The sequence below is a fragment of the Streptomyces sp. NPDC005866 genome (assembly GCF_040629895.1).
Classification (GTDB): domain Bacteria; phylum Actinomycetota; class Actinomycetes; order Streptomycetales; family Streptomycetaceae; genus Streptomyces.
The window spans coordinates 110356-134323 of record NZ_JBEXWP010000006.1; the positions used below are offsets into that span (position 1 = coordinate 110356).

Annotated in this window: 21 protein-coding genes and 1 tRNA gene; 11 read left to right on the forward strand and 11 right to left on the reverse strand. The window is 69.4% G+C overall.

The features are described 5' to 3' along the window. From pgsB to ABZ396_RS11350, 5 genes are all read left to right on the forward strand, one after another. A complete protein-coding gene (pgsB, locus tag ABZ396_RS11330) occupies positions 1–1458 on the forward strand; it encodes a poly-gamma-glutamate synthase PgsB (RefSeq protein WP_358919693.1) in 1458 nt (485 codons plus the stop codon). Further along, a complete protein-coding gene (locus tag ABZ396_RS11335; protein ID WP_358919695.1) occupies positions 1455–1937 on the forward strand; it encodes a poly-gamma-glutamate biosynthesis protein PgsC/CapC in 483 nt (160 codons plus the stop codon). The genes pgsB and ABZ396_RS11335 overlap by 4 nt, the downstream gene beginning before the upstream one ends. 44 nt (positions 1938–1981) lie before the next feature. Next, positions 1982–3073, forward strand: a complete 1092-nt coding sequence (locus ABZ396_RS11340; RefSeq protein ID WP_358919696.1) for an NlpC/P60 family protein — start codon at positions 1982–1984, stop codon at positions 3071–3073. 56 nt (positions 3074–3129) lie between these two features. Beyond that, the gene (locus ABZ396_RS11345) at positions 3130–5058 is read left to right on the forward strand and encodes a glycosyltransferase family 39 protein (RefSeq protein ID WP_358919698.1); all 1929 of its coding nucleotides are present in this window, start codon (positions 3130–3132) and stop codon (positions 5056–5058) included. A 583-nt stretch (positions 5059–5641) separates the two neighbouring features. Next, entirely contained in the window at positions 5642–5971 is a 330-nt protein-coding gene (locus ABZ396_RS11350; protein WP_358919699.1) for a hypothetical protein, read from the forward strand. A 46-nt stretch (positions 5972–6017) separates the two neighbouring features. On the opposite strand, the gene ABZ396_RS11355 is transcribed toward ABZ396_RS11350, so the two are convergent. Next, positions 6018–6089, reverse strand: a tRNA-Val gene (locus ABZ396_RS11355). A 311-nt stretch (positions 6090–6400) separates the two neighbouring features. Between ABZ396_RS11355 and ABZ396_RS11360 the strand changes: the two genes are divergently transcribed. The 3 genes from ABZ396_RS11360 (at position 6401) to ABZ396_RS11370 (ending at position 9015) form a co-directional block, all read left to right on the forward strand. Next, the gene (locus ABZ396_RS11360) at positions 6401–7789 is read left to right on the forward strand and encodes a hypothetical protein (protein WP_358919701.1); all 1389 of its coding nucleotides are present in this window, start codon (positions 6401–6403) and stop codon (positions 7787–7789) included. 70 nt (positions 7790–7859) lie between these two features. After that, positions 7860–8390 (forward strand): DUF4383 domain-containing protein, encoded by a 531-nt coding sequence (locus ABZ396_RS11365; protein WP_358919703.1) that lies wholly within the window; start codon positions 7860–7862, stop codon positions 8388–8390. 415 nt (positions 8391–8805) lie between these two features. Continuing rightward, positions 8806–9015 (forward strand): zinc ribbon domain-containing protein, encoded by a 210-nt coding sequence (locus tag ABZ396_RS11370; protein ID WP_351731603.1) that lies wholly within the window; start codon positions 8806–8808, stop codon positions 9013–9015. A gap of 3 nt (positions 9016–9018) precedes the next feature. Here ABZ396_RS11370 and ABZ396_RS11375 read toward each other — a convergent pair whose 3' ends face one another. From ABZ396_RS11375 to ABZ396_RS11385, 3 genes are read right to left on the reverse strand one after another with little or no spacing between them, the layout of a single operon-like run. Further along, positions 9019–9831, reverse strand: coding sequence for an HAD family hydrolase (locus ABZ396_RS11375; protein WP_358919705.1), 813 nt, complete (start codon positions 9829–9831; stop codon positions 9019–9021). Then, the gene (locus tag ABZ396_RS11380) at positions 9831–12443 is read right to left on the reverse strand and encodes a phosphoribosyltransferase domain-containing protein (protein WP_358919707.1); all 2613 of its coding nucleotides are present in this window, start codon (positions 12441–12443) and stop codon (positions 9831–9833) included. Before ABZ396_RS11380 ends, ABZ396_RS11375 begins: the two co-directional genes overlap by 1 nt. Positions 12444–12472: 29 nt before the next feature. After that, positions 12473–13639: an HpcH/HpaI aldolase/citrate lyase family protein gene (locus tag ABZ396_RS11385; protein WP_358919709.1), complete on the reverse strand. Its 1167-nt coding sequence runs from the start codon at positions 13637–13639 to the stop codon at positions 12473–12475. Between the two features lie 177 nt (positions 13640–13816). Between ABZ396_RS11385 and ABZ396_RS11390 the strand changes: the two genes are divergently transcribed. After that, positions 13817–14620, forward strand: a complete 804-nt coding sequence (locus tag ABZ396_RS11390; RefSeq protein WP_358919711.1) for a TerD family protein — start codon at positions 13817–13819, stop codon at positions 14618–14620. 18 nt (positions 14621–14638) lie between these two features. Here the strand turns inward: ABZ396_RS11390 and ABZ396_RS11395 are convergent, their stop codons facing one another. The 6 genes from ABZ396_RS11395 to ABZ396_RS11420 all read right to left on the reverse strand — a co-directional run bounded on the left by ABZ396_RS11395 (position 14639) and on the right by ABZ396_RS11420 (position 19302). Further along, positions 14639–15376, reverse strand: coding sequence for a Tellurium resistance (locus tag ABZ396_RS11395; RefSeq protein ID WP_358919713.1), 738 nt, complete (start codon positions 15374–15376; stop codon positions 14639–14641). 119 nt (positions 15377–15495) lie between these two features. Further along, on the reverse strand, positions 15496–16641 hold the full coding sequence (locus ABZ396_RS11400) for a DUF475 domain-containing protein (protein WP_358919715.1): 1146 nt from the start codon (positions 16639–16641) through the stop codon (positions 15496–15498). A 158-nt stretch (positions 16642–16799) separates the two neighbouring features. Then, on the reverse strand, positions 16800–17375 hold the full coding sequence (locus tag ABZ396_RS11405; protein ID WP_358919717.1) for a TerD family protein: 576 nt from the start codon (positions 17373–17375) through the stop codon (positions 16800–16802). Between the two features lie 172 nt (positions 17376–17547). Continuing rightward, positions 17548–18123, reverse strand: a complete 576-nt coding sequence (locus ABZ396_RS11410) for a TerD family protein (protein ID WP_358919718.1) — start codon at positions 18121–18123, stop codon at positions 17548–17550. A gap of 164 nt (positions 18124–18287) precedes the next feature. Continuing rightward, positions 18288–18746, reverse strand: a complete 459-nt coding sequence (locus ABZ396_RS11415; RefSeq protein WP_358919720.1) for a peroxiredoxin — start codon at positions 18744–18746, stop codon at positions 18288–18290. A gap of 118 nt (positions 18747–18864) precedes the next feature. Then, positions 18865–19302 carry a DUF3052 domain-containing protein gene (locus tag ABZ396_RS11420; RefSeq protein WP_358919722.1) on the reverse strand — a complete coding sequence of 146 codons (438 nt, stop codon included), beginning with the start codon at positions 19300–19302 and terminating at the stop codon, positions 18865–18867. Between the two features lie 414 nt (positions 19303–19716). Between ABZ396_RS11420 and aceE the strand changes: the two genes are divergently transcribed. Together aceE and ABZ396_RS11430 are read left to right on the forward strand one after the other, a co-directional pair. Further along, entirely contained in the window at positions 19717–22464 is a 2748-nt protein-coding gene (aceE, locus tag ABZ396_RS11425) for a pyruvate dehydrogenase (acetyl-transferring), homodimeric type (protein ID WP_358919724.1), read from the forward strand. A gap of 139 nt (positions 22465–22603) precedes the next feature. Then, positions 22604–23455, forward strand: coding sequence for a potassium channel family protein (locus ABZ396_RS11430; RefSeq protein WP_358919726.1), 852 nt, complete (start codon positions 22604–22606; stop codon positions 23453–23455). Here the strand turns inward: ABZ396_RS11430 and ABZ396_RS11435 are convergent. Further along, the gene (locus ABZ396_RS11435; protein ID WP_358919728.1) at positions 23452–23760 is read right to left on the reverse strand and encodes a small hydrophobic protein; all 309 of its coding nucleotides are present in this window, start codon (positions 23758–23760) and stop codon (positions 23452–23454) included. The two genes, ABZ396_RS11430 and ABZ396_RS11435, sit on opposite strands and share 4 nt — an antisense overlap. Positions 23761–23968 lie beyond the last annotated feature (208 nt).

Here is a 23968-nt window from a genome sequence, read left to right on the forward strand (position 1 = left end):
GTGCTCTTCCTCTATGTCATAGTCCTGCTGTGCTGCGCCGGGTTGTGGGTCGCCGGAATCGTGGAGCAGCAGCGGCACTTCGCCTCGCTGGAGCAGATACCGACGCGGGTGCTGGTCAACGGCATCCGCGGCAAGAGTTCGATCACCCGGCTGTGCGCGGGCGCGCTGCGCGGCGGCGGCCTGGTCACGGTGGCCAAGACCACCGGCACCGCGGCCCGGTTCATCCATCCGGATGCCACCGAGGAGCCGGTGTACCGCAAGTTCGGGCTGTCCAACATCGTCGAGCAGATCGGCATCGTGCGGCGGGCGGCGACCTACCGGCCGGACGCGATGGTGATCGAGTGCATGGCGGTGATGCCCGCGCTGCAGGAGATCAATCAGGAGAAGCTGATCCGTTCCACGATCGGCGTGCTGTGCAATGTCCGCGAGGACCATCTGGAGGAGATGGGGCCCACGCTGGACGATGTCGCCCGCTCGCTCTCCCGCTCGATGCCGGTGGGCGGGGTGTGCGTGACGGCGGAGAAGGACCGGCTGCACATCCTCCAGGAGGAGGCCGACAAGCGGAACTGCCGTCTGATCGCGGTCGATCCGGAGTCGGTGACCGACGCCGAGCTGCGCGGCTTCAGCTGGTTCACCTTCAAGGAGAACGTGGCGATCGCGCTCGCCGTCGCCGAACTGCTCGGCGTGGAGCGGCAGACCGCGATGCAGGGCATGTGGGACGCGCCGCCCGACCCGGGCGTGCTGTCGGTGGAACGTTACGTCACCGAGGGCAAGCAGCTGCGGTTCGCCAACGTCTTCGCGGCCAACGACCCCGAGTCGACTCTGATGAACGTCCAGCAGCTGGAGGATCTGGGCGCGATCAGACGGCCGATCAACGTGGTCATCAACTGCCGCCCGGACCGGGTGGAGCGCAACGGTCAGATGGGCGCGATCATCCCCGACCTCGCCGCCGAGACGGTGTTCCTGATCGGCCACCCGACCAAGAGCGCCCGCGATGCGATTCCGGCCGGCTTCACCGGGCGGGTGGTGGACCTCGGCGGTGACCGCCGGGACCCCGAGGAGGTGACCGAGGCGATCCTCGCGGAACTCGGCCCGGCCTCCTCGTTGGTGGCGATCGGCAACATCCACGGCCAGGGCGAGCTGTTCCTGGAGTGCCTCGCCGGGCTGCCGCTGGACGACTCCGAGGAGCCGCTCGACGCCGTTCCCGACGGCGACGGCCTGGACCAGGAGACCATGCAGATCGCGCTGGTCCGGCCGCAGGTCGCGATGGCCCGGCCGCCCGAGCCGGAACCGTACAGCTGGGTGGCACCGCTGGAGACAACCCACAGCTTCCACATCCCGAATCAGCGCGAGCTCGCCCGCCAGTTCGCCGCCCGCCACGGCCGGCCCGACGGCCAGAGCGCCACAGACGACCCGCGCTACTCCTACGCTCAGTCCCAGTCCACGAGGAACCCGTGATCCCCGCCAACCTCACCGCACAGACCGCCGCGCTCGGGATCGCCCTCGGGCTGGTCTTCTCGCTCGTCTGCTATCTGACCACCAACCTCTCCCCCGGAGGGATGATCACCCCGGGCTGGATCGCCCTCACGCTCGTCACCGACGTGCAGATGGCCGGGCTGATGGTCGCTGTAGCGACGGGAACGTACTTCATGACGAAGCTGCTGCAGCGCACGGTGATTCTCTACGGCAAGCGGCTGTTCGCCGCCGTGGTGCTGAGCGCCGTGCTGATGCAGACCACCGTGATGCTCGCCCTCAGTCACCAGTTCCCGCTGCTGTACACGTCACAGACCCTTGGCTTCATCGTCCCCGGTCTGGTCTCCTACCAGATGGTCCGTCAGCCGATGGCGGCCACGCTCATCTCGACCACGGCGGTGACGCTGGCCACGTACGTGGTGCTGGTCTCCGGTCTGCTGATCGGCGTCCTGCCCACCGGCTGACCTGCCCACCGCCCTCTCACCCCGTACTTCCAGGAGGAACGGCCATGCACTCCCACTCCGTCGGCAGACGCAGCCACCCGACTCGCCGCGCCCTGCTCGGGACGATCGCGGGCGTGGCGGCCGCCGGAGTGGCGGGCGGGTACGCCTGGGACCACGTCGGGCACGGCAGCAGCGGCGACGACCTCGACGGCACGACCGCCGACGGCACGGGCACCGACTCGAGCGCCGGGCGTACCGGGAAGCACACCTTCGAGCGGCTGTCCGCCCCCGACCGCACCGTGGTCCGCGCCTCCGACGGCGGCACACTCGCCACGTTCACCGACGGAGCCCGTACGGCCGTACTCACCGGGCCCACCCGCAGCTTCAGCGAGCCGCGGACCACCGAGGCCAAGGTGACCACGGACGCCTGGGTGCGGGTGCTCCCGCACTCGTGGCAGCAGGGCATGGAGAAGTCCGCCTGGTTCAAGGGCTGGTTCAGCAAGGCGCTCGGCGACACCAGCCCGGACGTCTTCGCGGTGGCGTTCCAGTACAGCAGCGCCGGGGCGCCCGACAAGCACAACGCCGACGGCGTGCGCTACGCGGGCACCGCGCACTTCGGCCCGCGCAATGCCGCGGTCAACAACCCGTTGGACTTCGCCTACCACGACGAACAGTCCGACTTCTACGACTATCTGGGCATTCCCTGGACCTTCCCGGACGGCACCCGCGTGCAGCCGGAGCAGGCCCGCTTCGGCGACGTCGACTGCTCCGGCTTCCAGCGTCTGCTGTGGGGCTACCGCATGGGCATCCCCCTGCACAACAGCAACACCCAGGGACCCGGTCTGCCGCGTCGCGCGTTCGCCATCGCCGCCTACGGTCCCGGCCGCCTGGTGATCCCCCACACCGGCAAGCAGCAGGCCACCGACCTGGGCACCCTGCAACCCGGCGATCTGGTCTTCTTCGCCATCATCAAGGACCGGCCGGACTTCATCGACCACTGCGGCATGTACATGGGCCTCGACGACCAGGGCCGACACCGCTTTTACTCCAGCCGCTCCGCCGCCAACGGCCCCACCCTTGGCGACCTGTCGGGCCGCTCGCTGCTGGACGGCACCGACTTCTACGCCCGCGGCTTCCGGTCGGCCCGCCGCCTGTGATCCCGCCGCCAATGCACCGCGGCTCCACCTGACCTGCTGATCCGAGGACCACTGCCATGACCGCCATCCCCGCCGCCCGGCCCACCGCAGCGCACCGAGGCCGCCGGGCGGCGAACCGCCGGTCCGGCCGGCCGGAAGACGCCCCGCGCTGGGAGCGTCCGGCGCTCGCCGCGGTGCTGGCCGTCGCCACGGTGCTGTACTCCTGGGGCATCGGGCACGCCGCGCTCCACCCCTTCTACGGTGCGGCGATACGGTCGATGGCCGGCAGTTGGCGGGCCTTCTTCTTCGGCGGGCTCGACGTCAGCGGTTCGATCAGCATCGACAAGCTGCCCGGCGCCTTGTGGCCCGACGCCGTCTCCGTCTCGCTCTTCGGCCCGCACACCTGGGCGGCCGCGCTTCCGCAGGTCGTCGAGGGTGTGCTCACCGTATGGCTGTTGCACCGGATCGTACGGGTCTGGGCCGGTCCGTTGGCCGCGCTGATCGCCGCGCTGACGCTCACCCTCACCCCGATCACCGTGGTCCTCAACCGGGCCACCATCCCGGACACCGCGCTCACCGTGCTCCTGGTGGCGGCCGCCGGTGCGCTGCAGAAGGCGGTGCGCACCGAGCGGCTGCTGCCGCTGATCACCTTGGGGATCTGGGTCGGGCTCGCCTTCCAGGCGAAGATGCTGCAGGCGTGGCTGGTGCTGCCGGTCTTCGCCGCCGTGTACCAAGTCGTCGCGCCCGGCACGCCGTTGAAGCGGGCTCTACGCGTCCTGCTGGGTGGTGCGGTCGCGCTGGCGGTCTCCTGCTTCTGGGTGCTGATCGCCTGGGCGACACCGGCCGCCGACCGCCCCTACCTCGACGGAACGTCCGACAACAATCCGTTCGCCATGGTCTTCGGCTACAACGGCCTGAGCCGCTTCAGCAGCGACTCCACCGCGTTCGGTGCCGTCGCGGGCACCGCCACCAGCCGCACCACCGGCAACACCGGCTGGGACATGCTGATCAACCACACGGTCGGCCCCCAAGTCGCCTGGTTCCTGCCTCTCGCCGTGCTCGCCGCGGTCCTGGGCGTCGTCTGGCGCACCGGGCAACCGCGAACCGACCCGCTGCGCGCGGGATTTCTGATGTGGGGTGGCTGGCTGGCCGTGCACGCCGTGGTGTTCAGCGCCTCCAACGGCAACCACGCCTACTACACGGCCGTCATCGCCCCGGCGCTCGCCGCGCTGACCGGCGGCGGCCTCGCGCTGTTCCGATCGGAGTACGAATCGGCGCACGAGGCGGAGAACCAGACGGCCGGCCGACGGCACATGGCGCTGCCGGCGGCGATCGTGCTGACGGCGACGTGGGCGCTGGTGCTCGACTGGCCCACAAGATTCGTCTCCTGGCTGCTGCCGGTCGCTGTGATGCTCGCGCTGTGCGGCGTGGTGGGCCTGTGGACCCGCGGGCCCCGCACCTCCCCGCGGATGGTCCACGCAGCCCTCGCCGCCGGGATCGCAGCCACACTGGTCGTACCGACCGGCTGGGCCGTCTCCAGCCTCGACCCGCTCTATGCGAACGCCGCCACCTCGCCGATGACCGGTCCGGTCGGCAACGGGTACTACGACAGCGTCCGTCAACACCACGCTCCGCGGAGGATAGGGCTCGACCGGCCCAGCGCCCGCGACACCGCCCTGCTCGACTACCTCACCACGCACCGCCACGGGGAGAAGTACCTGCTCGCCACCCAGGCCGCCTATGCCGCCGAGCCCCTGCTGCGTGCGAAGTCCGAACCCATCCTCGTCATGGGCGGCTTCACCGGCAACACCCCCTTCCCCACCGCCCAGCAGCTCGCCGACCTCGTCACCGCCCACCAGTTGCGCTATGCGCTGCTCACCAGCCAGCGCCCCACCACTGCCGCCACCACCTGGGTGAAGTCCCACTGCACCCGTATCCAGCCCACCGCCTACGGCCGCCGCACCGGCGGCAGCTTCACCCTGTACGACTGCAGCCCCCGAAGGTGAGGCGACGCCCCCGAACCGAGGATCGCGGTCAACGGCCGAGTGCCGACGGCCCGAGCACATACCGCGCCGCCCGCAAGGAACCCCTGTACTGCAACGTCTGCTCAGGTCAGAAGGCACATGGCGTGCCGAAGTCGGGGGGTTCCACCCGTCCCGGCGAGACCGACGGGTCTTCGGCGACCGCGGCAGCGGCGCCTTCCTGACCAAGTTCGCCTGGACCGGCATCGTCCGCCACCAGCTCATCAAGGGCGGAGCGTCCCCGGACGACCCCGCACTGGCCGAGTATCGGCACAACCGCCGCCGGAAGAAGGCGCGCCACCACCGATGGACAAGACGAGTCTTCTCCTGGCGGTGAGGCAGCAGGGGCTGTGTGCCCCGCTGCGAGCAGGCGCTGATCGTCGGAGCCGAGTACGAACCGGACCGCCCACGTCGGGGGGGTTGCTTGAGCCGGATGCGGTGAGCACTGCACGTCCGGTTCCGAGGCGGCCGAAGATCAGCGATGGTCCCCGGCTACCGACCGCACTCGAACACATGAACCCCACGAACGAACTCGCCACCCGAATTCGAACAGGCGTACCATTGCCGTGTGGCTGTGACCTATGACTTTCCGAGCGACCTCCTCGCCGGTCAGGAGGAGCTGCATCAGGTCCGGGCCGAGCTGTCGGCCCTGCTGAAGCGGCTCCCCTGGTCGGTCGAGCCGCTGGACGGATTCAGTGACGACAGCGGCTGGCGCAAGGTGGAGCGCCCCGCCTCCCCGGGCTGGACCGAGGACGACCAGGCCGAAGTGGAGAAGCTGCGCCGCCGCGAACACGAACTCGCGGTGTTCGTCAGCGGCCACCGCTTCTGGGCGGAGATAACGGCACCGGACCGCATGGACGCCCGAAGCCGCCTCAAGCACGCACACGAGGAGGACTGAGAACACGAGAAGACCCCGGCCGATCCGGCCGGGGTCTCCCTCGAAGTGGGCGCGGACGGTTTCGAACCGCCGACATCCTGCTTGTAAGGCAGGCGCTCTACCCCTGAGCTACGCACCCGAGACGATTCGACAGCCTACATCGTTCCGGGCTCCGTCCCGCATTCCGTTTTCCGGATCGGGCAGGCACAGCGTTTCCTATGGAATGAGCGGCAGTACCTCCTGGCCAGGACCCATGCTCAGCCGCGTGCCCCAGGTGGTCGGGCACGCTGGTCACCCGCTTGCGCTCCGCGGCCGGGCGGCATGGATCGAACCCGTCGAAGTGATCATGCGAACCGCGAACTGACCGCCCCGTGTGTTCGTCTTTCCTGGGTGGGAGAATGTCAGCACCGCCAGCACACAGGGGCGCACCGCGGCACGGGAGAGGGAGAAGTGACGGCGACATCGGCGACTTCGGCGGCATCCGAGCAGTCGTATTCGCCTTCCGTACGGGCCCGGCGCTCTCCGCTCCGGGATGTCCTCGGCCTGATGAGTGTGCCGTTGCTGGCCGTACTCGTGGTGCCTGGGGCGTTCGCCGGTGGTGGGACCCGGCGGTGGTTCGGGGGGCGGGCCGAGAGCCAGCGGGCCGAGGCTCAGGCGGCGAAGGACGCTGCCGCGGCCGCCTTCTACGAGCTGGACACCGCTCAGCGGGATCTGCGGATCTCCATAGAGACCATCTCCGCCGTCGACGAATCGCCGGCCGCCCGTCGTGCCGTGTCCGACTTCGCGGCGCTGGGGCGGCGGATCGACGAGGTCAGTGATCGGTACATCCAGGCCATCGACGCGTACGACCTGGACCGGGACGATCTGGAGGCCGCCGTCGCGTCGCGGGCTCGGGGGGAGATCACCCGCGCCAAGGACGAGCTCGTCGGCGTCAAGGGGGAGCTGGACCGGTTCGGGGAGTCACTCGGACCGCTGCTCGGCAAGGCCGAGACGCAGCTGGCGCGGCTCGCGCCCGCCGTGGAGCGGGCCCGGCAGGCGTTGCTGGCGGCCAGCAACGCGCTGGACGCCGTACGGAAGACGCAGCTGCGGGCCGACGATCTTGCGGCTCGGCTGGCCGCCCTCTCTCCTGAGTTGACCAAGCTCAATCAGGGGGCCGGGCAGCATGGTGCGCAGGCCACGCTGGAGCGGGCCGGGCGGGTGCAGCGGGAGGCCGAGGCGATCCGGGTCGAGGCGGAGCGGCTGCCGGAGAAGGCCGCCGAGATCGATCATCGACTGGTGAGCCTGCGGACGCGCGCGCAGGCGCTGACCACCCGGGCCGGGCAGGTCGACCCGGTGCTGAGCGAGCTGCGGCGGCGGTTCGCGGCAGCCTGCTGGCAGGATCTGCAGCAGGTGCCCGAGCAGGCCGCCCAGAACGTACGGCAGGCCGAGCTGAAGCTGAAGGAGGCACAGGCCGCGCGGGACGCACAGAAGTGGGCCGATGCCACCTCGCTGCTCTCCACCGTGCGGGCGCTGCTCAACAGCACCGATGAGGCCGTGTCGGCGGCCGGTGACCGGCTGGGCCGGCTGAACGCCGTACAGAAGGATCCGCAGGCGGAGATCGAGCGGACCCGGTTCGCGATCCGGGACGCGCAGCGGCTGGCGATGACCGGGCGGACCAGTCCCGATCCGCGGCACGCCCGGCCGCTGGACGACGCGGTGGCGCGGCTGGACCGGGCGGTGGGAGCGCTGCAAGGGCGGCATCCCGACTACTGGCAGTTCCTGACGGAGACGGAAGCGGTACGGCAGTCGGTCGTGCGCGTGGTCGGGCAGATCCGGGAGGATCGCGGCACCGGTCACTGAGGCGTTTGCCGAGGAGCCGTCCTGGGCGGATATTGGGGAGGCGACCCGCATTCGACACCAGGAGGCGGAGATGGCCTCAAACGTCACGCACTCGGGGACGGGGCGGAAGAAGATCGACTTCGATGAGGCGCTGCCCGTCGACCACCGCCTGAACAAGGTCTACCGGATCGGGGCGGGCCTGATGGGCCTGTTCCTCCTGGCCTTCGGCATCCTCGGGCTCACCGACAACATCGGATTCTTCGACACCGGCGGGAACACCGCGATAGGCCTGAACACCAACGGCGCCCTGAGCGTGCTGTCGATCTGCGTCGGCGTCCTGCTCTTCGCCGGGATGGTGATCGGCGGGAACTTCGCGTCCACGCTGAACCTGGTCCTCGGCGTGCTGTTCATCTTGAACGGCTTCCTGTTCCTGGGCCTGCTCGACACGGATTCGAACTTCCTGGCCTTCAGGATCCAGAACGTGCTGTTCAGTTTCGTGGTGGGCGTGGTGCTGATGGTGTTCGGGATGTACGGCAGGGTCAGTACGAACCTGCCGCACGACAACCCGTACTGGCGGGCCCGTCACCCGGAGGCGGAGCAGCGGGGCGCGAGGCACCGGTGATCAAGTGCGGTAGGCGTATGGGGCATCAGCCGCTGCGCCGCACTTAAACGCCTCTTTCACCGCCAGAGCGCGGCCCCCGCACGCCCTCACCCCCGACACCACAGCGGCCCGATCGAACCGCTCGACCCCGCTGCATAGCTAATTCCAGACAGCCCCGAGCGCCGCGGCCATCCGCTGCCGGCGCCGCAGCCCAGGATGGTCTGAGTTCTGCGGTAGCTGACGGGATCTGACCAATGATCAACCCCCGTCCCTGACGGCATCCGCCCGTCCTCAGCGGCCGGGTGAGCAGTTCGTCAAACGTCCCTCCAGCCGGGGGCGCACGGCGTCCAGGACACCCGCCTCGATCAGCGCGGTCATCTCGTGGCATGACGCCTGCCGCGACCCTATCTACCCGACCTGCCGTTAGCCTGTCCCCATGCCCCGCTACGAGTACCGCTGCCGCACCTGCGGCGACACGTTCGAACTGTCCCGCCCCATGGCCGAGTCGTCCGCTCCGGCAGCCTGCCCCCAGGGGCATGAAGACACTGTAAAGCTCTTGTCGACGGTGGCGGTGGGGGGTACGGCTTCGGCACCCGCCGCCGCCCCCAGCTCCGGCGGATGTTGCGGCGGTGGCTGCTGCGGCTAGCCCTCAGCCCTCCGGGCGGACCGTCTTCAAGAGTTCCCGCAGGATTCGTTCTCCGGCGAGCACTCCTCGCTCCGGCAACGTGACGATGGCCGGTCCGGTCCACCCGACGTCGGCCAACTCACCGTGCCCCGGCCGCCATCCACGGTCCGCGGCCAGCAACAGGTCGGCGTCGAGCAGGGAGTCCCCGGCGGCCAGCGTCAGCTCGGCCCCGGCCCTGCGCGCGACCTCCCGCATCGCCGCGCTCTTCGTCAGCGGCTTCGGCACGGCGTAGATCTTCCGCCCCTGCAGGGACACCGTCCAGCCACGGTTCTCGGCCCACACCGCGAGACTCTTCACCCACTCCTCGGGCAGCAGCTGCCGCTCCACGACCAGGTAGGCGAACAGGTCCTCGGCCACCCGGTGCTTGCGCAGCCACACCGGGTCGGCGTGCTCCATCAGATACGCCCGCACCTCGTCCAGCGGCGCGCACTCGTCGGCCAGCCGCGCCAGCACCTGCCGGTGCCAGTCCCCGTCGGACACCCCGTCGACCAGCAGATGCCCGCCGTTGGCACAGATGGCGTACCGCGGCGCGGGCCCCGGCAGACTGATCCGCTCGTACTGCTTGCGGGTACGCGTGGTCGTCGGCACGAAGACGGCCGCTTCCCCGAGGTCGGTCAGCAGCCGGGCCGCCGTCTCGGTCATGAAGGAAAGCGGCCTGCTCTCGTGCACCTCGACACAGAGCAGCCGGGGCGCCCGCGCGTCCGGCATGGTCAGCGCCAGGGCACCCGCCGAGTAGATGAGCGTGCGGTCGAGGTCGCTGGCGACGAGCACCGCCATCAGAGGTTCACCGCCTTGCCGTCGGCGCCGGTCGCCCCGCGCGTGTACTTGGGATGGATCAACCCGACACAGGTGTACGGAAGTTCGCCGACCTCCTCGACCGGCACGCCTCTCTGCTCGGCCAGCAGCCGCACATGGTCGAGGTCGGCACCCGCCCCGGCCCGCGCCAGGATCTTCCAGGGCACCCGGCGCAGCAGCACCCGGGTGGTCTCCCCCACGCCCGGCTTGACGAGGTTCACGTCGTGGATGCCGTACTCCTCGCTGATCCGCTCCACGGCCGCCCAGCCCTCCCAGGTCGGCGTCCGGTCGGCGACGGCCAGTTCCTTCACGGCCGCGTCCACCGCGTCCACGACCTCCCCGAACCGGGCGGCGACCGCGTCCAGGAAGGCCACCGACACATCGGCGCCGGCCAGCTCGCGGTAGAACTTCGCGCCGTGGAAGTCGTCCGGGCCGACCAGGTCGGCCCGCAGCACGGTCCGTGAGATCAGCCCGGAGACGGTGGAGTTGAGACAGGCGGAGGGGATCAGGAAGTCCTCCCGGGTGCCGTAAGTCCGCACGCACGACCCGGGGTCGGCGAGCACCGCGATCTCCGGGTCGAACCCGGAGACGCCCTCCCGCTCCTGGAACTCCTCGATCGCGTCGGCCAGTTCCCGGGTGATCGCGCCCTTGCCGGTCCAGCCGTCCACGAAGACGACGTCCCGCGGGTCGTGGTGCGCGGCAAGCCAGCGCAGCGCGTTCGCGTCGATGCCGCGGCCGCGCACGATGGACACGGCGTAGTGCGGCAGCTCGACGTCGTAGCGGAACCGCGCCCAGCGGCGCATCAGCACGCCCACCGGGGTCCCGGCGCGCGCCAGCGAGACCAGCACCGGGCGGGCCGACCGTTCCGCCATCACGGTCTCGGTCACGACCCCGACCGCCTGCGCGATCCGCGCGGCCGAGGTCTCCAGGGCCGCGTGGAAGAGTGCCTGGTACTGCTCGCTCGGCTGGTACTCCACCGGCAGCGACTCGGCGTAGTGCGCGCCGCCACTCTGGATCGCCTCCTCGCGCTCCTCGGTCGGCGCCTCCAGCGTGACGTCCGAGAGGTCCTGGAGCAGCCAGCCGACGTCCTCCGGCGGGTACGAGGAGAAGGTGGGGCCGCGGAGGGGCTCGGGCAGCATGGCGGGGCTCTCTTCGGACAGCGCGGGGACGTACGACGGTACAACCGCGAGCAGGACATGTGGGGCGTGCGCGCCGAGCTGGGCCAACAGGCCTTCTGGGGCGTGCAGTTCGGGGGTGTCGCCGGTGGAGTCGACGAAGAGGACGACCGCGTCGAAGCCGGCGCCGGCCACGTTGTACGCGTAGCGCTCGCCGGGGCCGTCGGCGGGGTTGTCGTGTGCCGGGAAGACCAGACGGCTACGGATGGCGTAACCGGGGTCGTCGACGGCCAGAACGGGTGAGCGGGTGGTGGTGGAGTACCGCACCTCGGCACCCACCAGCGCCTCCAGCTCGCGGGCGACTCGGAGGGGGGCGTACATCAGCTCCTCGAAGCCGAGCGTCAGCACGCGGCGGGCGGATTCCGGGAGCGCCTCGGCGAGGCGCGCGGCCATCAGGGGGAGAGCGGACTCCAGGCGTGTGCGGTGGGCGGGGGTGAAGCCGTGGCGGCCGCCGTCGGGGAGGGCGGGGGGCCAGTGCAGGTCGACGCGGACCGCCCGGGGGCCGAGGGGGTCGCCGGTCGGGTGCGGGCGGGTGGGGGCTTGTCGCGCGGTTCCCCACGCCCCTGCAGGGCGTTGTCCCTGAAGCCGACTTGGAGTCCGACCCCCCGGGGGCGCGGGGCTGTGCCCGTATGCGGCTCCGCCGCGGGGCGCGACCTGCCCCGACGCACCCGCACCCGACCGGTCACCTGTCGCGGCACTCGCCTCGTACCGCGCCACCAGTTCCTGCCCCTTCTCCAGCACTCCCTCCGGCAGGCGTACGGTCCCGGAGGCCGATGCCACCAGATCCACCCTCGCGTCGATCTCCCGTGCGAACTCGGTCAGACGGCCCGCATCGGCCGCCGACCGCATATCCACCAGAGCCACCACGACGTAACGTTTCCGCGGGTAACGGGCGTGGAGGTCGCGGATCGTGTTCAGGATCGTGTTGCCCGTGGAGAACTCGTCGTCCACCAGGACCAGCGGGCCGTCGCCGGCCAGCAGGGCGGGGTTCTCCGGGAGCAGCAGATGCGACGTCGCGTGGGAGTGGGACTCCTCGAAGCCGCCCGCCTGGGCCATGCCGGGCACCGGGCGGCGGGTGGAGTGCAGGTAGGGGGCGAGGCCGACGCCGTCCGCGACGCAGTGGCCGAGGCCGGTGGCCGTCTCGGCGTAGCCCAACACCACCGCCCGGGCCGCCTCCTGGTCACCGAGGAGTTCGCGCACCCTGCGGCCGAGGGTGAAACCGTGGCCGTACACCACCGACGGCGCCTGCGGCACGTGCTTGCCGAGCACGTTGGAGACCAGGAGGTGGGCCCGCTTGGGGTTGCGGCGCAGGGCGAGCCCGAGGAGAGCCCTCAGACCCTCGTCGCCCACCAAGTCGACGCCGAGCCGCTCGGCGACCCAACTGCCGGACCAGACCCCGCTGTTCACTGCGATGTTCATTCGCTTCCTGTGTCGTCCTCTAGGGCCCGTCAGCCGGGGATTCCGGCGGCGAGCAGCTCCACGAAGCCGACGTCCTCGTTGGCCACGCCGAACACCTCGGCCCGCAGCATGGTCCGCTCGGCCCAGGCGCGGTGCGGCTTCACCTCGTTCATCTTGTTCGTGTACGCGGAGCGAAGTACACCCCCGCCGCCCCGTTCCGGCCGCAGGATGTCCTGGGCGTCGGAGAACTCCTCGTGGCTGACGACCGACAGCGCGTGGACCGGGATGACGTGCGAGGGGTGGATGCAGGTCTTGCCGAGCAGCCCGTTGGCCTGGTCCAGGGAGATCTCTCTCAGCAGGCCGTCCATGGCGTGCTCGATGAGCCGGTCGCGCAGCTCCACGGCCTGCCCCTGCAGGAAGGGGCTGGAGCGCAGCATCGGCTTGAACATGCGCTCGGGGACCCGGAAGTACTCCCACACCGGCCCGGTCACCGTGAACCCGGTGCCGTCGGCCCGCCCCAGCATGTTCACCACGTCGGCGATGACGGAGGCGATGATCTGCACGTCGTAGGCGGTCATGTCGGGCGCCCGGCGCAGCCCGTACGACGAGCAGAAGTCGGTCACCCCGAGGCGCAGCGCCAGCACCTTGTCGCGGTACTTGTCGACGGCGCGGGCGATGCCCTCCAGGGCGTCCACGCGCGTCTCGCGGTACATCAGCTCGGGCGTCTCCAGGACGGGCATCCCGAACAGCCGGCGGCCGCTGCGCGCCTCGGCGCCGTCCAGGGCCTGCAGGAAGGGGATGCCGCGCTCCTCGGTGAACTTCGGGAACACGAACCCGGACAGCAGTGACACGCTGCCGCCGAGCCGACGTACGAGATCGGGGATCTGCTCGGGCTCGCGCACCCGGATGAAGAGCAGCGGAAGCGACACGCCCTCGCGCGCGGCCAGGTCGGCGAACTGCCGTACGAGGTTCTCCTCGCCCGCCGCCACGTCCTCGTCGCCGATGGAGTCCTCCAGGCACAGCACCATCGAGACCACGCCGAGTCCCGTCTGTTTGACGATGTCGTCGGCGAGCCGCGGCCGGGTGGCCGGGCTGTACAGCGTGGCGCCCAGGGCCGCGGAGAGGACCCGGGCCGGGGAGTCGGCGGTGAACTCGCACGGCTCCTGGTGGAAGAGGTGCTGTCGCACCTCAGGTGCGATGTGCCCGAAATGACGCATATAACTCCCCCGTGGCATGGGCCTAGCGTGTGAATTTGGTAAAGGGTGGCCGGTAATAGTACGTACGAAGCCATGTCTTGGGTTCCCGGCGGGCATGAATTTCAGGTAACCCGCCCGTGTCGGTCGCGAAGCCCCCCTGCGTTGTCGTGACCAGGACCGAGAGGGCAGGATGACCGCATGACGCACGCGATGCTGAAGGGGTCGAACGTCCCGCTGGAAGCCACCACGGTCCGGGCCGTGCTGCGCTGGACACCCGGGCAGGGAGTACCGGACGTCGACGCCTCGGCGCTGCTCCTCGGCCCCGACGGACGTGTGCGCTCCGACGAGGACTTCGTCTTCTACAACCAGCCCCGGCACCCCTCCGGGAAGGTCTGGCGGCTCGGCAAGAAACGGGTGACTGAAGGTCTCACCGACACGATCCAGACGGATCTCCCCGGTGTCGAGCCCAATGTCGGCCGAATCCTCCTGGTCGCATCGGCGGACGGCGTCCCGTTCGAACACGTACCCGCCCTGCGCATCCTGTTGTACGACGCCTCGGCCCCCGACGCCGAGCCGCTGGCCCACTTCGACATCAAGCCGGAGACCGGCGCCGAGACGGCCCTGATCTGCGGCGAGCTGTACCGCAGGGGCGAGGGCTGGAAGTTCCGCGCGCTGGGCGAGGGCTACAGCAACGGCCTCAAGGGCCTGGCGACCGACTTCGGCATCTCGGTGGACGAGTCGGAGACGATCGAGGAGCCCCCGGCGTCCCAGCCGCTGCCTCCGGAACAGCCCACGACGGTCCCCACACAGCCGGCCTACGGCTACCCCCAGCCGACGTCACCGGCCCAGCAGCCGGCCTACGGCTACCCCGAACCCGCGTACACGCAGCAACAACCCCAGTCGGGCTACGGCTATCCCCCGCCGGCCCCGGTCCCGGTGGCGACGGTCCCGAACGCGGACTTCCGTCTGCCGCCCCAGGGCCCGCAGTTCATCGGGCGGTGACCGGATCCACCCGACGGCCTACCGCTCCACCTTCGTCTTGTACCCCCGCCCCCACTGCAACCCCCACCCGTACAGCCGGTCCAGCTCCCCCTGGAACCCGTACACGAACTTCACCTCACGCCGGACGACCAGCTCGCCCTTCACGTTCTCGATCATCACCACCGCGCACGACCGGGCCTGCGGATGCCGTTCGTCCAGGCCTATCTCGATCCGCGGCCCGTTGCTCGGATAAAGCGTCACGATCGCATGCGTACGGTCGAACGCCGGCGTCTGGTCGTAGATGTACACGAACACCAGCAGCCGCTTGATGTCGTCCCGATGATCAAGGTTGACGTACATCGTCTCGCCGGACGCGGACCCGAACCGGTCGTCGCCGCTGAGCTTGACGTACGGCGGTGCGTTCACGTCCCCGAGCAGGCCGCCGAGCGGCTGGACAACCCCCTTGGAGCCGTCGGCCAGCTCGTACAGGGCGCCCAGGTCGAGGTCGACGTTGACCATACTCTGCCCGTGCCCGAGCACCTCCGGCGGCTTGAGCGACTTGAAGGGGTGCCGCAGCAGGCTCGTCCGCTGTTCGCCGTCGAAGTCGGACGTCCGCATCCGCCAGGCGAGGTTGATGCGCAGGTTGCCGGTGGCCGCTCCCTGCTTGGTGAGGGACACCTGCTGGTGCCGCTTGGTGAGCTCGATGGAGTTGGACGCGGCACTGCCCGAGTCGAACTCGGCCGCCCTTCCGCCCAGCAGCCCGTCGAAGAAACCCATTCCCGCCCCCAGAGACTTCTGTCAACGCCTCGGGGCGGCCGACCGTGTCGGCCGCCCCAACAGAGCGTTCCTCGTCCGGGAGGGTGTCACACCCTCCGTTTTCGGCCCGGCGAGCCGGTTCAGACGCCGGACGAGACCTCAGCCTTCTCGTCCGTCCCTGCTTTTCCCTCGGCCGCCTCCAGCCGCTGGTTGCGTCGTACGGAGGACCAGAACGACCAGCCGATCAGGACGACGCCGACGAGACCGGTGATGACCTCGTTGATCTGGTACTGGATGGTGACCATCAGGATGACCGCCAGCGCACCGATCGCGTAGTGGGCGCCGTGCTCCAGGTAGACGTAGTCGTCGAGGGTGCCCTGCCGGACCAGGTAGACCGTGAGCGACCGGACGTACATCGCGCCGATGCCGAGACCGAGGGCCATGAGCACGATGTCGTTGGTGATGGCGAACGCGCCGATCACGCCGTCGAAGGAGAAGGACGCGTCCAGGACCTCCAGGTAGAGGAACATGAAGAACGCGGCCTGGCCGGCCAGCACCACCGGCGACTTCTTCTTGCCGGTGCGCTCGGCCTCTTCCTCCGCCTCGTGCTCGCGCTCCTCCTCGGCCTCCAGGCGGTCCTCGAAGAAGCCGGAGAGACCGCCGACGATCATGTACGTGACCAGGCCGGCGATACCGGCGATCAGGACCGTCTGCGCCTTGTCAGCATGGCCGCCGCCGTGCTGGTGGGCGTGGGTGGCGAAGGTGAAGGAGGTGATCAGCAGGACGATCAGGGCGATGCAGACCGACAGCATGTCGACCTTGCCCAGCTTGGCCAGCGGGCGCTCGATCCAGCGCAGCCACTGGATGTCCCGGTCCTCGAAGATGAAGTCGAGGAAGATCATCAGCAGGAACATACCGCCGAAGGCGGCGATCGCCGGGTGGGCGTCGGTGACCAGTTCCTGGTAGCGGTCCTTGTTGTTGAGCGCGAGGTCGACGGCCTCGATGGGGCCCATCTTGGCGGTGACCGCGACGATCACGACGGGGAAGACCAGCCGCATACCGAAGACCGCGATGAGAACGCCGACCGTGAGGAAGATCTTCTGCCAGAAGGGGCTCATCTTCTTCAGGATTCCGGCGTTGACGACCGCGTTGTCGAACGACAGCGAGATCTCGAGGACGGCTAGGATCGCCACGATGCCGAAAGCCTGCCACCCCCCGTAGAAGACCGCGGCGACCAGGCCGAGCGCAGTGATCGCGAACGACCAGCCGAAGGTTTTCAGAAGCACTGGCTACCCAATCGTCGTGTGTGGGGGTACCTCCCAGACGGAGTCTGGGGGAGGTTCTCTCCCGCGCCGTACCCGGCTTTACTCACTGTTGACCACGAAGTCTAGAGGGCACCGGTGTCCTGTGGCTCGCGCGGGCCCACATCCGGCTGTGACGGGTGCTACGAGACGCTCACGCCGAAGTCCAGTGCGATACCCCGCAGCCCGGAGGCATAGCCCTGTCCGACGGCGCGGAACTTCCATTCGCCCTGGTGCCGGTAGAGCTCACCGAAGATCATGGCGGTCTCGGTGGAGGCGTCCTCGCTGAGGTCGTAGCGGGCGAGCTCCTGGCCGTCGGCCTGGTTGACCACCCGGATGAACGCGTTGGAGACCTGGCCGAAGGTCTGGGCGCGCTCGTCGGCCATGTGGATGGAGACCGGGAAGATGATCTTGTCGCAGTTGGCCGGGACCTTCGGCAGCTCGACCAGAATCGATTCGTCGTCGCCCTCGCCCTCACCGGTGAGGTTGTCGCCGGTGTGCTCGACCGAGCCGTCCGGGCTCTTGAGCTGGTTGTAGAAGACGAACCACTCGTCGCCGAGCACCCGGCCGCCCTGGCACAGCAGTGCGCTGGCGTCCAGGTCGAAGGGGGCGCCCGTGGTGGAGCGGGCGTCCCAGCCGAGTCCGATCATGACGTTGGTGAGGTTCGGTGCGGCTTTGGAGAGGGAGACATTGCCTCCCTTGGCGAGCGTGACGCCCATGATGCTGGTCCTCCCCTAGTGGTGCTTCTGCGGTTGTCCTGCGCGTCCGGCGCCGACCGTAAACGGTGCGGCGCCGGACAGAGCGGACTTTCGAACGTCCCAGGCCCGGCCGATGGGACGGTCGGGCCTTCGGACGGCTCGGACGTCGGACGGGCTCAGACGTCGGACGGGCTCAGACGTTGACGCCGAAGTCCTGGGCGATGCCGCGCAGGCCGGAGGCATAGCCCTGGCCGATGGCGCGGAACTTCCACTCCGCGCCGTTGCGGTACAGCTCGCCGAAGACCATCGCGGTCTCGGTCGAGGCGTCCTCGGACAGGTCGTAGCGGGCGATCTCGGTGCCGCCGGCCTGGTTCACCACGCGGATGAACGCGTTGCGGACCTGGCCGAAGGACTGCTGGCGGTTGTCGGCGTCGTAGATCGACACCGGGAACAGGATCTTGTCGACGTCGGCGGGGACCGTGGCCAGGTTGACCTTGATCACCTCGTCGTCGCCCTCGCCCTCACCGGTGAGGTTGTCGCCGGTGTGCTCGACCGAGCCGTCGGGGCTCTTGAGGTTGTTGAAGAAGACGAAGTTCTGGTCGCTGCCGACCTTGCCCTCGGAGTTCAGCAGCAGCGCGCTGGCGTCCAGGTCGAAGTCGGCGCCGGTGGTGGTCCGGACGTCCCAGCCCAGACCGACGAGGACCGCGGTCAGGCCCGGGGCCTCCTTCGTCAGCGATACGTTGCCGCCCTTGCTGAGGCTGACTCCCACGAGTCCTCCCTTGTGGTGTCCAGGGGCGGGGAGCCCCCGTCGTGCTTCGGATACCGGATCAACGTTTCGATCCTAGTAACGGGTTCCCGCGCGCCGCAGGCCCTGGACCCCGAAGAATTACCGGGTGTCGGCCGTGTCGACCCCTAGGGGGTCCAGGAAGCGGTCTACAAGGCGTCGAGGGCCTTCACGTAGTCGTTCAGGTCGCGCGCGTCAGGCAGTCCGTTGACCACGGTCCACCGCACGACGCCCTCCTTGTCGATGACGAAGGTGCCACGGACGGCGCAGCCCTTGGCCTCGTCGAAGACGCCGTAGGCGCGCGAGGTCTCGCCGTGCGGCCAGAAGTCGCTCAGCAGCGGGTACTCCAGGCCCTCCTGCTCGGCGAAGACGCGCAGGCTGTGGATGGAGTCGTTGGAGACGGCGAGCAACTGGGTGTCGCGGTCCTCGAACCTCGGCAGGTGGTCGCGCAGCTCGCACAGCTCACCGGTGCACACACCCGTGAAGGCGAACGGGTAGAAGAGCAGCACCACGTTCTTCTCGCCGCGGAAGTCGGACAGCTTCACGGTCCGGCCGTGGTTGTCCTTGAGTTCGAAGTCGGGCGCCTTGTCGCCGACCTGGATCGCCATCGCTGCATCCCTTCGTAAGGGGCTGTTCGGGTGAGGACACCCTATGCGGCGGCCCTTGCGCGGCGATCACGGCAGGCCGGCGGACGGACCGGGGCACGGTCCGTCCGCCGGGCGCGGCTCAGCGCTTCTTGGCGGCGGACTTCGGCGTCAGCAGCCGGCTGCCGTTCCAGTCCTTGCCCACGCTGACGCTCTTGGTCTGCGAGAGGCCGGCGGTCGTGGCCGCCTCGCCGATGTCGCTCGGCTCGACGTAGCCGTCACGACCCGTCTTCGGGGTCAGCAGCAGGATCCAGCCGCCTTCCTCCATGTACGTGACGGCATCCACCAGCGCGTCCGTCAGGTCGCCGTCATCCTCACGGAACCACAGCACCACGGCGTCGGCCACGTCGTCGTAGTCCTCGTCCACCAACTCGGTGCCGATGGTGTCTTCGATGGACTCGCGGAGTTCCTGGTCGACGTCGTCGTCGTAGCCGATCTCCTGGACCACCTGGTCTGGCTGGAACCCCAGCCTGACGGCAGGGGTGGTCCGCTCCTCCGCGTGGTCCGCGGTCGCGCTCACGGGTTGCCTCCTGATCATGTCTTGGTGATTAACTCAGCCACGCGCGTGCGCGAAGCATTGGCCGTAGTCCACACGGGCGGGACCGATCGCGCAAGTACCCGGCCGTTCAGACCGCCGAAACGGTGACGATCCCGGCCGTGTCGCCGCAACTCCCGGCACCGTATCGCGGACAGGTGCGCCACACACCACTCCGTTTTGCCCGCTATGTTCCTTTCAGAATCATCCTCACATACGACGGTCGAACGAGTTTGCCAAGCGTGTCACACCCCGGGCGTATCGTTGCGTTTTGGCCGAGCCCGAGTTACCTCGCGGTAGAGATGACGTGCGCTGCCCCGAGGTGGACGATGGACAGCGGTACAGGGAAACGCAGGGAAATACAGGGAATCAGTGCCCCTCTGAAAGGTAAGGAACAGCGTGGCTTCCGGATCCGATCGCAATCCGATCATCATTGGCGGCCTTCCGAGTCAGGTTCCTGACTTCGATCCCGAGGAAACCCAGGAGTGGCTCGACTCGCTCGACGCCGCCGTGGACGAGCGCGGCCGGGAACGGGCCCGTTATCTGATGCTCCGCCTGATCGAGCGTGCCCGCGAGCGGCGGGTGGCCGTTCCCGAGATGCGCAGCACGGACTACGTCAACACCATCCCCACCCGGGCGGAGCCGTTCTTCCCGGGCAACGAGGAGATCGAGCGCAAGATCCTCAACGCGACCCGCTGGAACGCGGCCGTGATGGTCTCCCGCGCGCAGCGTCCGGGCATCGGCGTCGGCGGTCACATCGCCACCTTCGCCTCCTCCGCGTCCCTCTACGACGTCGGCTTCAACCACTTCTTCCGCGGCAAGGACGACGGCCTCGGCGGCGACCAGGTCTTCTTCCAGGGGCACGCCTCCCCCGGCATCTACGCGCGCGCGTTCCTGCTCGACCGGCTCGGCGAGGAGCAGCTGGACGGCTTCCGCCAGGAGAAGTCGAAATACCCGAACGGCCTCTCCAGCTACCCCCACCCGCGCTCGATGCCGGACTTCTGGGAGTTCCCGACGGTGTCCATGGGCCTCGGCCCGATCGGCGCGATCTACCAGGCGCGCATGAACCGCTATATGCACGCGCGCGGGATCGCCGACACCTCGAAGTCGCATGTCTGGGCCTTCCTCGGCGACGGCGAGATGGACGAGCCCGAGTCGCTCGGCCAGCTGTCCATCGCGGCACGCGAGGGCCTGGACAACCTGACGTTCGTCGTCAACTGCAACCTGCAGCGGCTCGACGGCCCGGTGCGCGGCAACGGCAAGATCATCCAGGAGCTCGAGTCGGTCTTCCGGGGCGCCGGCTGGAACGTGATCAAGCTGGTCTGGGACCGCACCTGGGACCCGCTGCTCGCCCAGGACCGCGACGGCGTCCTCGTCAACAAGATGAACACGACCCCGGACGGGCAGTTCCAGACCTACGCCACCGAGTCCGGCGCGTACATCCGCGACCACTTCTTCGGCGACGACCAGCGGCTGCGCGCGATGGTCGAGAACATGACCGACGACCAGATCCTGCACCTGGGCCGCGGCGGCCACGACCACCGCAAGATCTACGCGGCCTTCAAGGCGGCCACGGAGCACAAGGGCCAGCCCACGGTCATCCTGGCCAAGACGATCAAGGGCTGGACGCTGGGCCCGAACTTCGAGGGCCGCAACGCCACGCACCAGATGAAGAAGCTGACGGTCGCCGACCTCAAGGGCTTCCGGGACCGCCTGCACCTGCCGATCTCCGACAAGGAGCTGGAGTCCGGCCTGCCGCCGTACTACCACCCGGGCCGGAACTCGGAGGAGATCCAGTACATGCACGACCGGCGCAAGGGACACGGCGGCTACGTCCCGACCCGTGTCGTGCGCTCCAAGCCGCTCGCCCTTCCGGACGACAAGACGTACGCGACCGTGAAGAAGGGCACCGGCCAGCAGGCCATCGCCACCACCATGGCGTTCGTACGACTGCTCAAGGACCTCATGCGGGACAAGGAGCTCGGCCGTCGCTTCGTACTGATCGCGCCGGACGAGTACCGCACCTTCGGCATGGACTCCTTCTTCCCGAGCGCGAAGATCTACAACCCGCTCGGCCAGCAGTACGAGGCGGTCGACCGCGACCTGCTGCTCGCCTACAAGGAGTCGCCGACCGGCCAGATGCTGCACGACGGCATCTCGGAGGCGGGCTGCACGGCCTCGCTGATCGCGGCGGGTTCGGCCTACGCCACCCATGGCGAGCCGCTCATCCCGGTCTATGTCTTCTACTCGATGTTCGGTTTCCAGCGCACCGGCGACCAGTTCTGGCAGATGGCCGACCAGCTGGCGCGCGGTTTCGTCCTGGGCGCGACCGCCGGCCGTACGACCCTGACCGGTGAGGGCCTCCAGCACGCCGACGGCCACTCCCAGCTGCTCGCCTCCACGAACCCGGGGTGCGTGGCCTACGACCCGGCGTACTCGTACGAGATTGCGCACATCGTCCAGGACGGCCTGCGCCGGATGTACGGCGGCGACGCCGAGCACCCGCACGGCGAGGACGTCTTCTACTACCTGACGGTCTACAACGAGCCGATCCAGCACCCGGCCGAGCCGGCCGACGTGGACGTCGAGGGCATCCTCAAGGGCATCCACCGGATCAGCGCGGGCACGGGCGGAACCGTCCCGGCGCAGATCATGGCGTCCGGTGTCGCGGTCCCGTGGGCTCTGGAGGCCCAGCGGCTCCTCGCCGAGGAATGGAACGTGAAGGCCGACGTCTGGTCGGCCACCTCCTGGAACGAGCTGCGGCGCGAGGCCGTGGCCTGTGAGGAGCACAATCTGCTCCACCCGGAGGAGGAGCAGCGGACCCCGTGGGTGACGCAGAAGCTGAGCGGCGCCGAGGGTCCGTTCGTGGCCGTCTCCGACTGGATGCGATCGGTTCCGGACCAGATCGCGCGCTGGGTGCCGGGCACGTACCAGTCGCTGGGCGCCGACGGCTTCGGCTTCGCCGACACGCGCGGCGCGGCGCGGCGGTTCTTCCACATCGACGCGCAGTCGATCGCGGTCGCGGTGCTGACCGAACTGGCCCGTGAGGGCAGGCTCGACCGCTCGGTGCTCAAGCAGGCCATCGACCGGTACCAGCTGCTGGACGTGGCGGCGGCGCACCCGGGCGTGGCGGGCGGCGACGCGTAGCCGCTGCGCTCGGCTTCGGCCGGGGCAGGCGGTGGGGAGCTGTGGGTCTGGTGCGGGCTGGTCACGCCCACGCGGCGGAGCCGCAGATCGATGCAGGTCCGCGCCCCTTCGGGGCGCGGATGATGCCTACGATGCCCACATGGAGCGACAGTCCGCGCAGGCGCGTTGGGAGCAGGTCACCCAACGGCCGTTGCTGGCCCTCGCGGTGGCCTTCGCCGTCGCCTACGCGCTGCCGATCGTGGACGGTTCCGCAGGTCATGTCCTCACCGCCGTGTGCACGTGGGCGGAGTGGGTGGTGTGGGGGGCGTTCGCCGCGGACTACCTCGTACGGCTGGTTCTGGCGCCCCGGCGCGAGGAGTTCGTGCGGACGCACTGGATAGACCTGTGCGCGGTGGTGCTGCCGCTGCTGCAGCCGCTGCGGCTGCTGCGGCTGGTCGCGACGCTGACGCTGGTGGGGCGGCGGGCGCGGATGGCCTCGCAGATCCGCCTGACGACGTATGTGGTGGGCGCGGTCGTCGGACTGCTGATGTTCGGTTCGCTGGCCGTGCTGTCGGTGGAGCGGGACTCCCCGAACGGGAACATCCGCACGCTGGGTGACGCGCTGTGGTGGTCGTTCACGACGATGACCACGGTGGGATACGGCGACCACGCGCCGACGACCGGGCTGGGCCGGATGATCGCGGTCGGGCTGATGCTGTCCGGGATCGCCCTTCTGGGTGTGGTGACGGCGAACATCGCCACGTGGTTCATCGCGCGGTTCGAGAAGGACGATGTGGAGGAACGCCGGCAGACGGAGGCGATCGCCTTGCTGACCGAGGAGGTGCGGGCGCTCAGGGCCGAGGTCGCTGCCCTGCGGGAGGAAGTGGGGGCTGAGGCCGGATTACGCTCACCGGCGCCGGCAGCTCAGTCGGCTGGCAAGGCGCCCGCAGTTGTAGCGCCCCACAAGGGGCACGCGGAACTGCGCGACCAGCCCCCACCTGGCCGCAGCTAGACCGATACGCCCGCCAGCCACAGCAGAGCCAACAGCGTGTCGATCGCCCCCAGTACCACCGCAACCAGCGCCGGTATCGAGTGGTTCGGCGCCCACCTGCGGCCCATGGAGAGCCAGCCGCACACCACCGCCGCCGGCCCCAGCACGATCCCGAGGGCGAAGAAGCCGACCACGGCGAAGATCGTGCCGACGATTCCCAGCGCGCCACGGTCCAGCCCGGCCCGCGTACCTGTGCGGCCGCGTGAACGGGGGTACCCGCGTGTTCGTTGCCCGAAGCTCGCCATCATCAACTCCCTGGTCTCCATGGACTGTTCGGGTGTGATGACCGGGTACCCCTGTTCCGCGTCCGCAGACCTGCCCGCGCGCTGCCCCCCTCCAGCAGCGCGCCGCGGCCCGGGTGTCCTCCCATGCCCTGCGGAGGACTTGACCCACTGTGACCTGCGGCGCATGCCGAGGGCGAGGAATCTTTAGCGGAGTCACCCTGATAGGCGAAATCCGCCCCAAGAAACCGGA

What these genes read in the sequence shown, in the direction of transcription:
- ABZ396_RS11340 (WP_358919696.1), top strand. Translation starts at nt 1,982, where the DNA reads ATGCACTCCCACTCCGTCGGCAGACGCAGCCACCCGACTCGCCGCGCC.
- ABZ396_RS11345 (WP_358919698.1), top strand. Translation starts at nt 3,130, where the DNA reads ATGACCGCCATCCCCGCCGCCCGGCCCACCGCAGCGCACCGAGGCCGC.
- ABZ396_RS11365 (WP_358919703.1), top strand. Translation starts at nt 7,860, where the DNA reads ATGGCCTCAAACGTCACGCACTCGGGGACGGGGCGGAAGAAGATCGAC.
- ABZ396_RS11430 (WP_358919726.1), top strand. Translation starts at nt 22,604, where the DNA reads ATGGAGCGACAGTCCGCGCAGGCGCGTTGGGAGCAGGTCACCCAACGG.
- ABZ396_RS11405 (WP_358919717.1), bottom strand. Translation starts at nt 17,375, where the DNA reads ATGGGCGTCACGCTCGCCAAGGGAGGCAATGTCTCCCTCTCCAAAGCC.
- ABZ396_RS11375 (WP_358919705.1), bottom strand. Translation starts at nt 9,831, where the DNA reads ATGGCGGTGCTCGTCGCCAGCGACCTCGACCGCACGCTCATCTACTCG.
- ABZ396_RS11385 (WP_358919709.1), bottom strand. Translation starts at nt 13,639, where the DNA reads ATGCGTCATTTCGGGCACATCGCACCTGAGGTGCGACAGCACCTCTTC.
- ABZ396_RS11435 (WP_358919728.1), bottom strand. Translation starts at nt 23,760, where the DNA reads ATGGAGACCAGGGAGTTGATGATGGCGAGCTTCGGGCAACGAACACGC.
- ABZ396_RS11415 (WP_358919720.1), bottom strand. Translation starts at nt 18,746, where the DNA reads ATGGCGATCCAGGTCGGCGACAAGGCGCCCGACTTCGAACTCAAGGAC.
- ABZ396_RS11370 (WP_351731603.1), top strand. Translation starts at nt 8,806, where the DNA reads ATGCCCCGCTACGAGTACCGCTGCCGCACCTGCGGCGACACGTTCGAA.
- ABZ396_RS11390 (WP_358919711.1), top strand. Translation starts at nt 13,817, where the DNA reads ATGACGCACGCGATGCTGAAGGGGTCGAACGTCCCGCTGGAAGCCACC.
- ABZ396_RS11380 (WP_358919707.1), bottom strand. Translation starts at nt 12,443, where the DNA reads ATGAACATCGCAGTGAACAGCGGGGTCTGGTCCGGCAGTTGGGTCGCC.
- ABZ396_RS11395 (WP_358919713.1), bottom strand. Translation starts at nt 15,376, where the DNA reads ATGGGTTTCTTCGACGGGCTGCTGGGCGGAAGGGCGGCCGAGTTCGAC.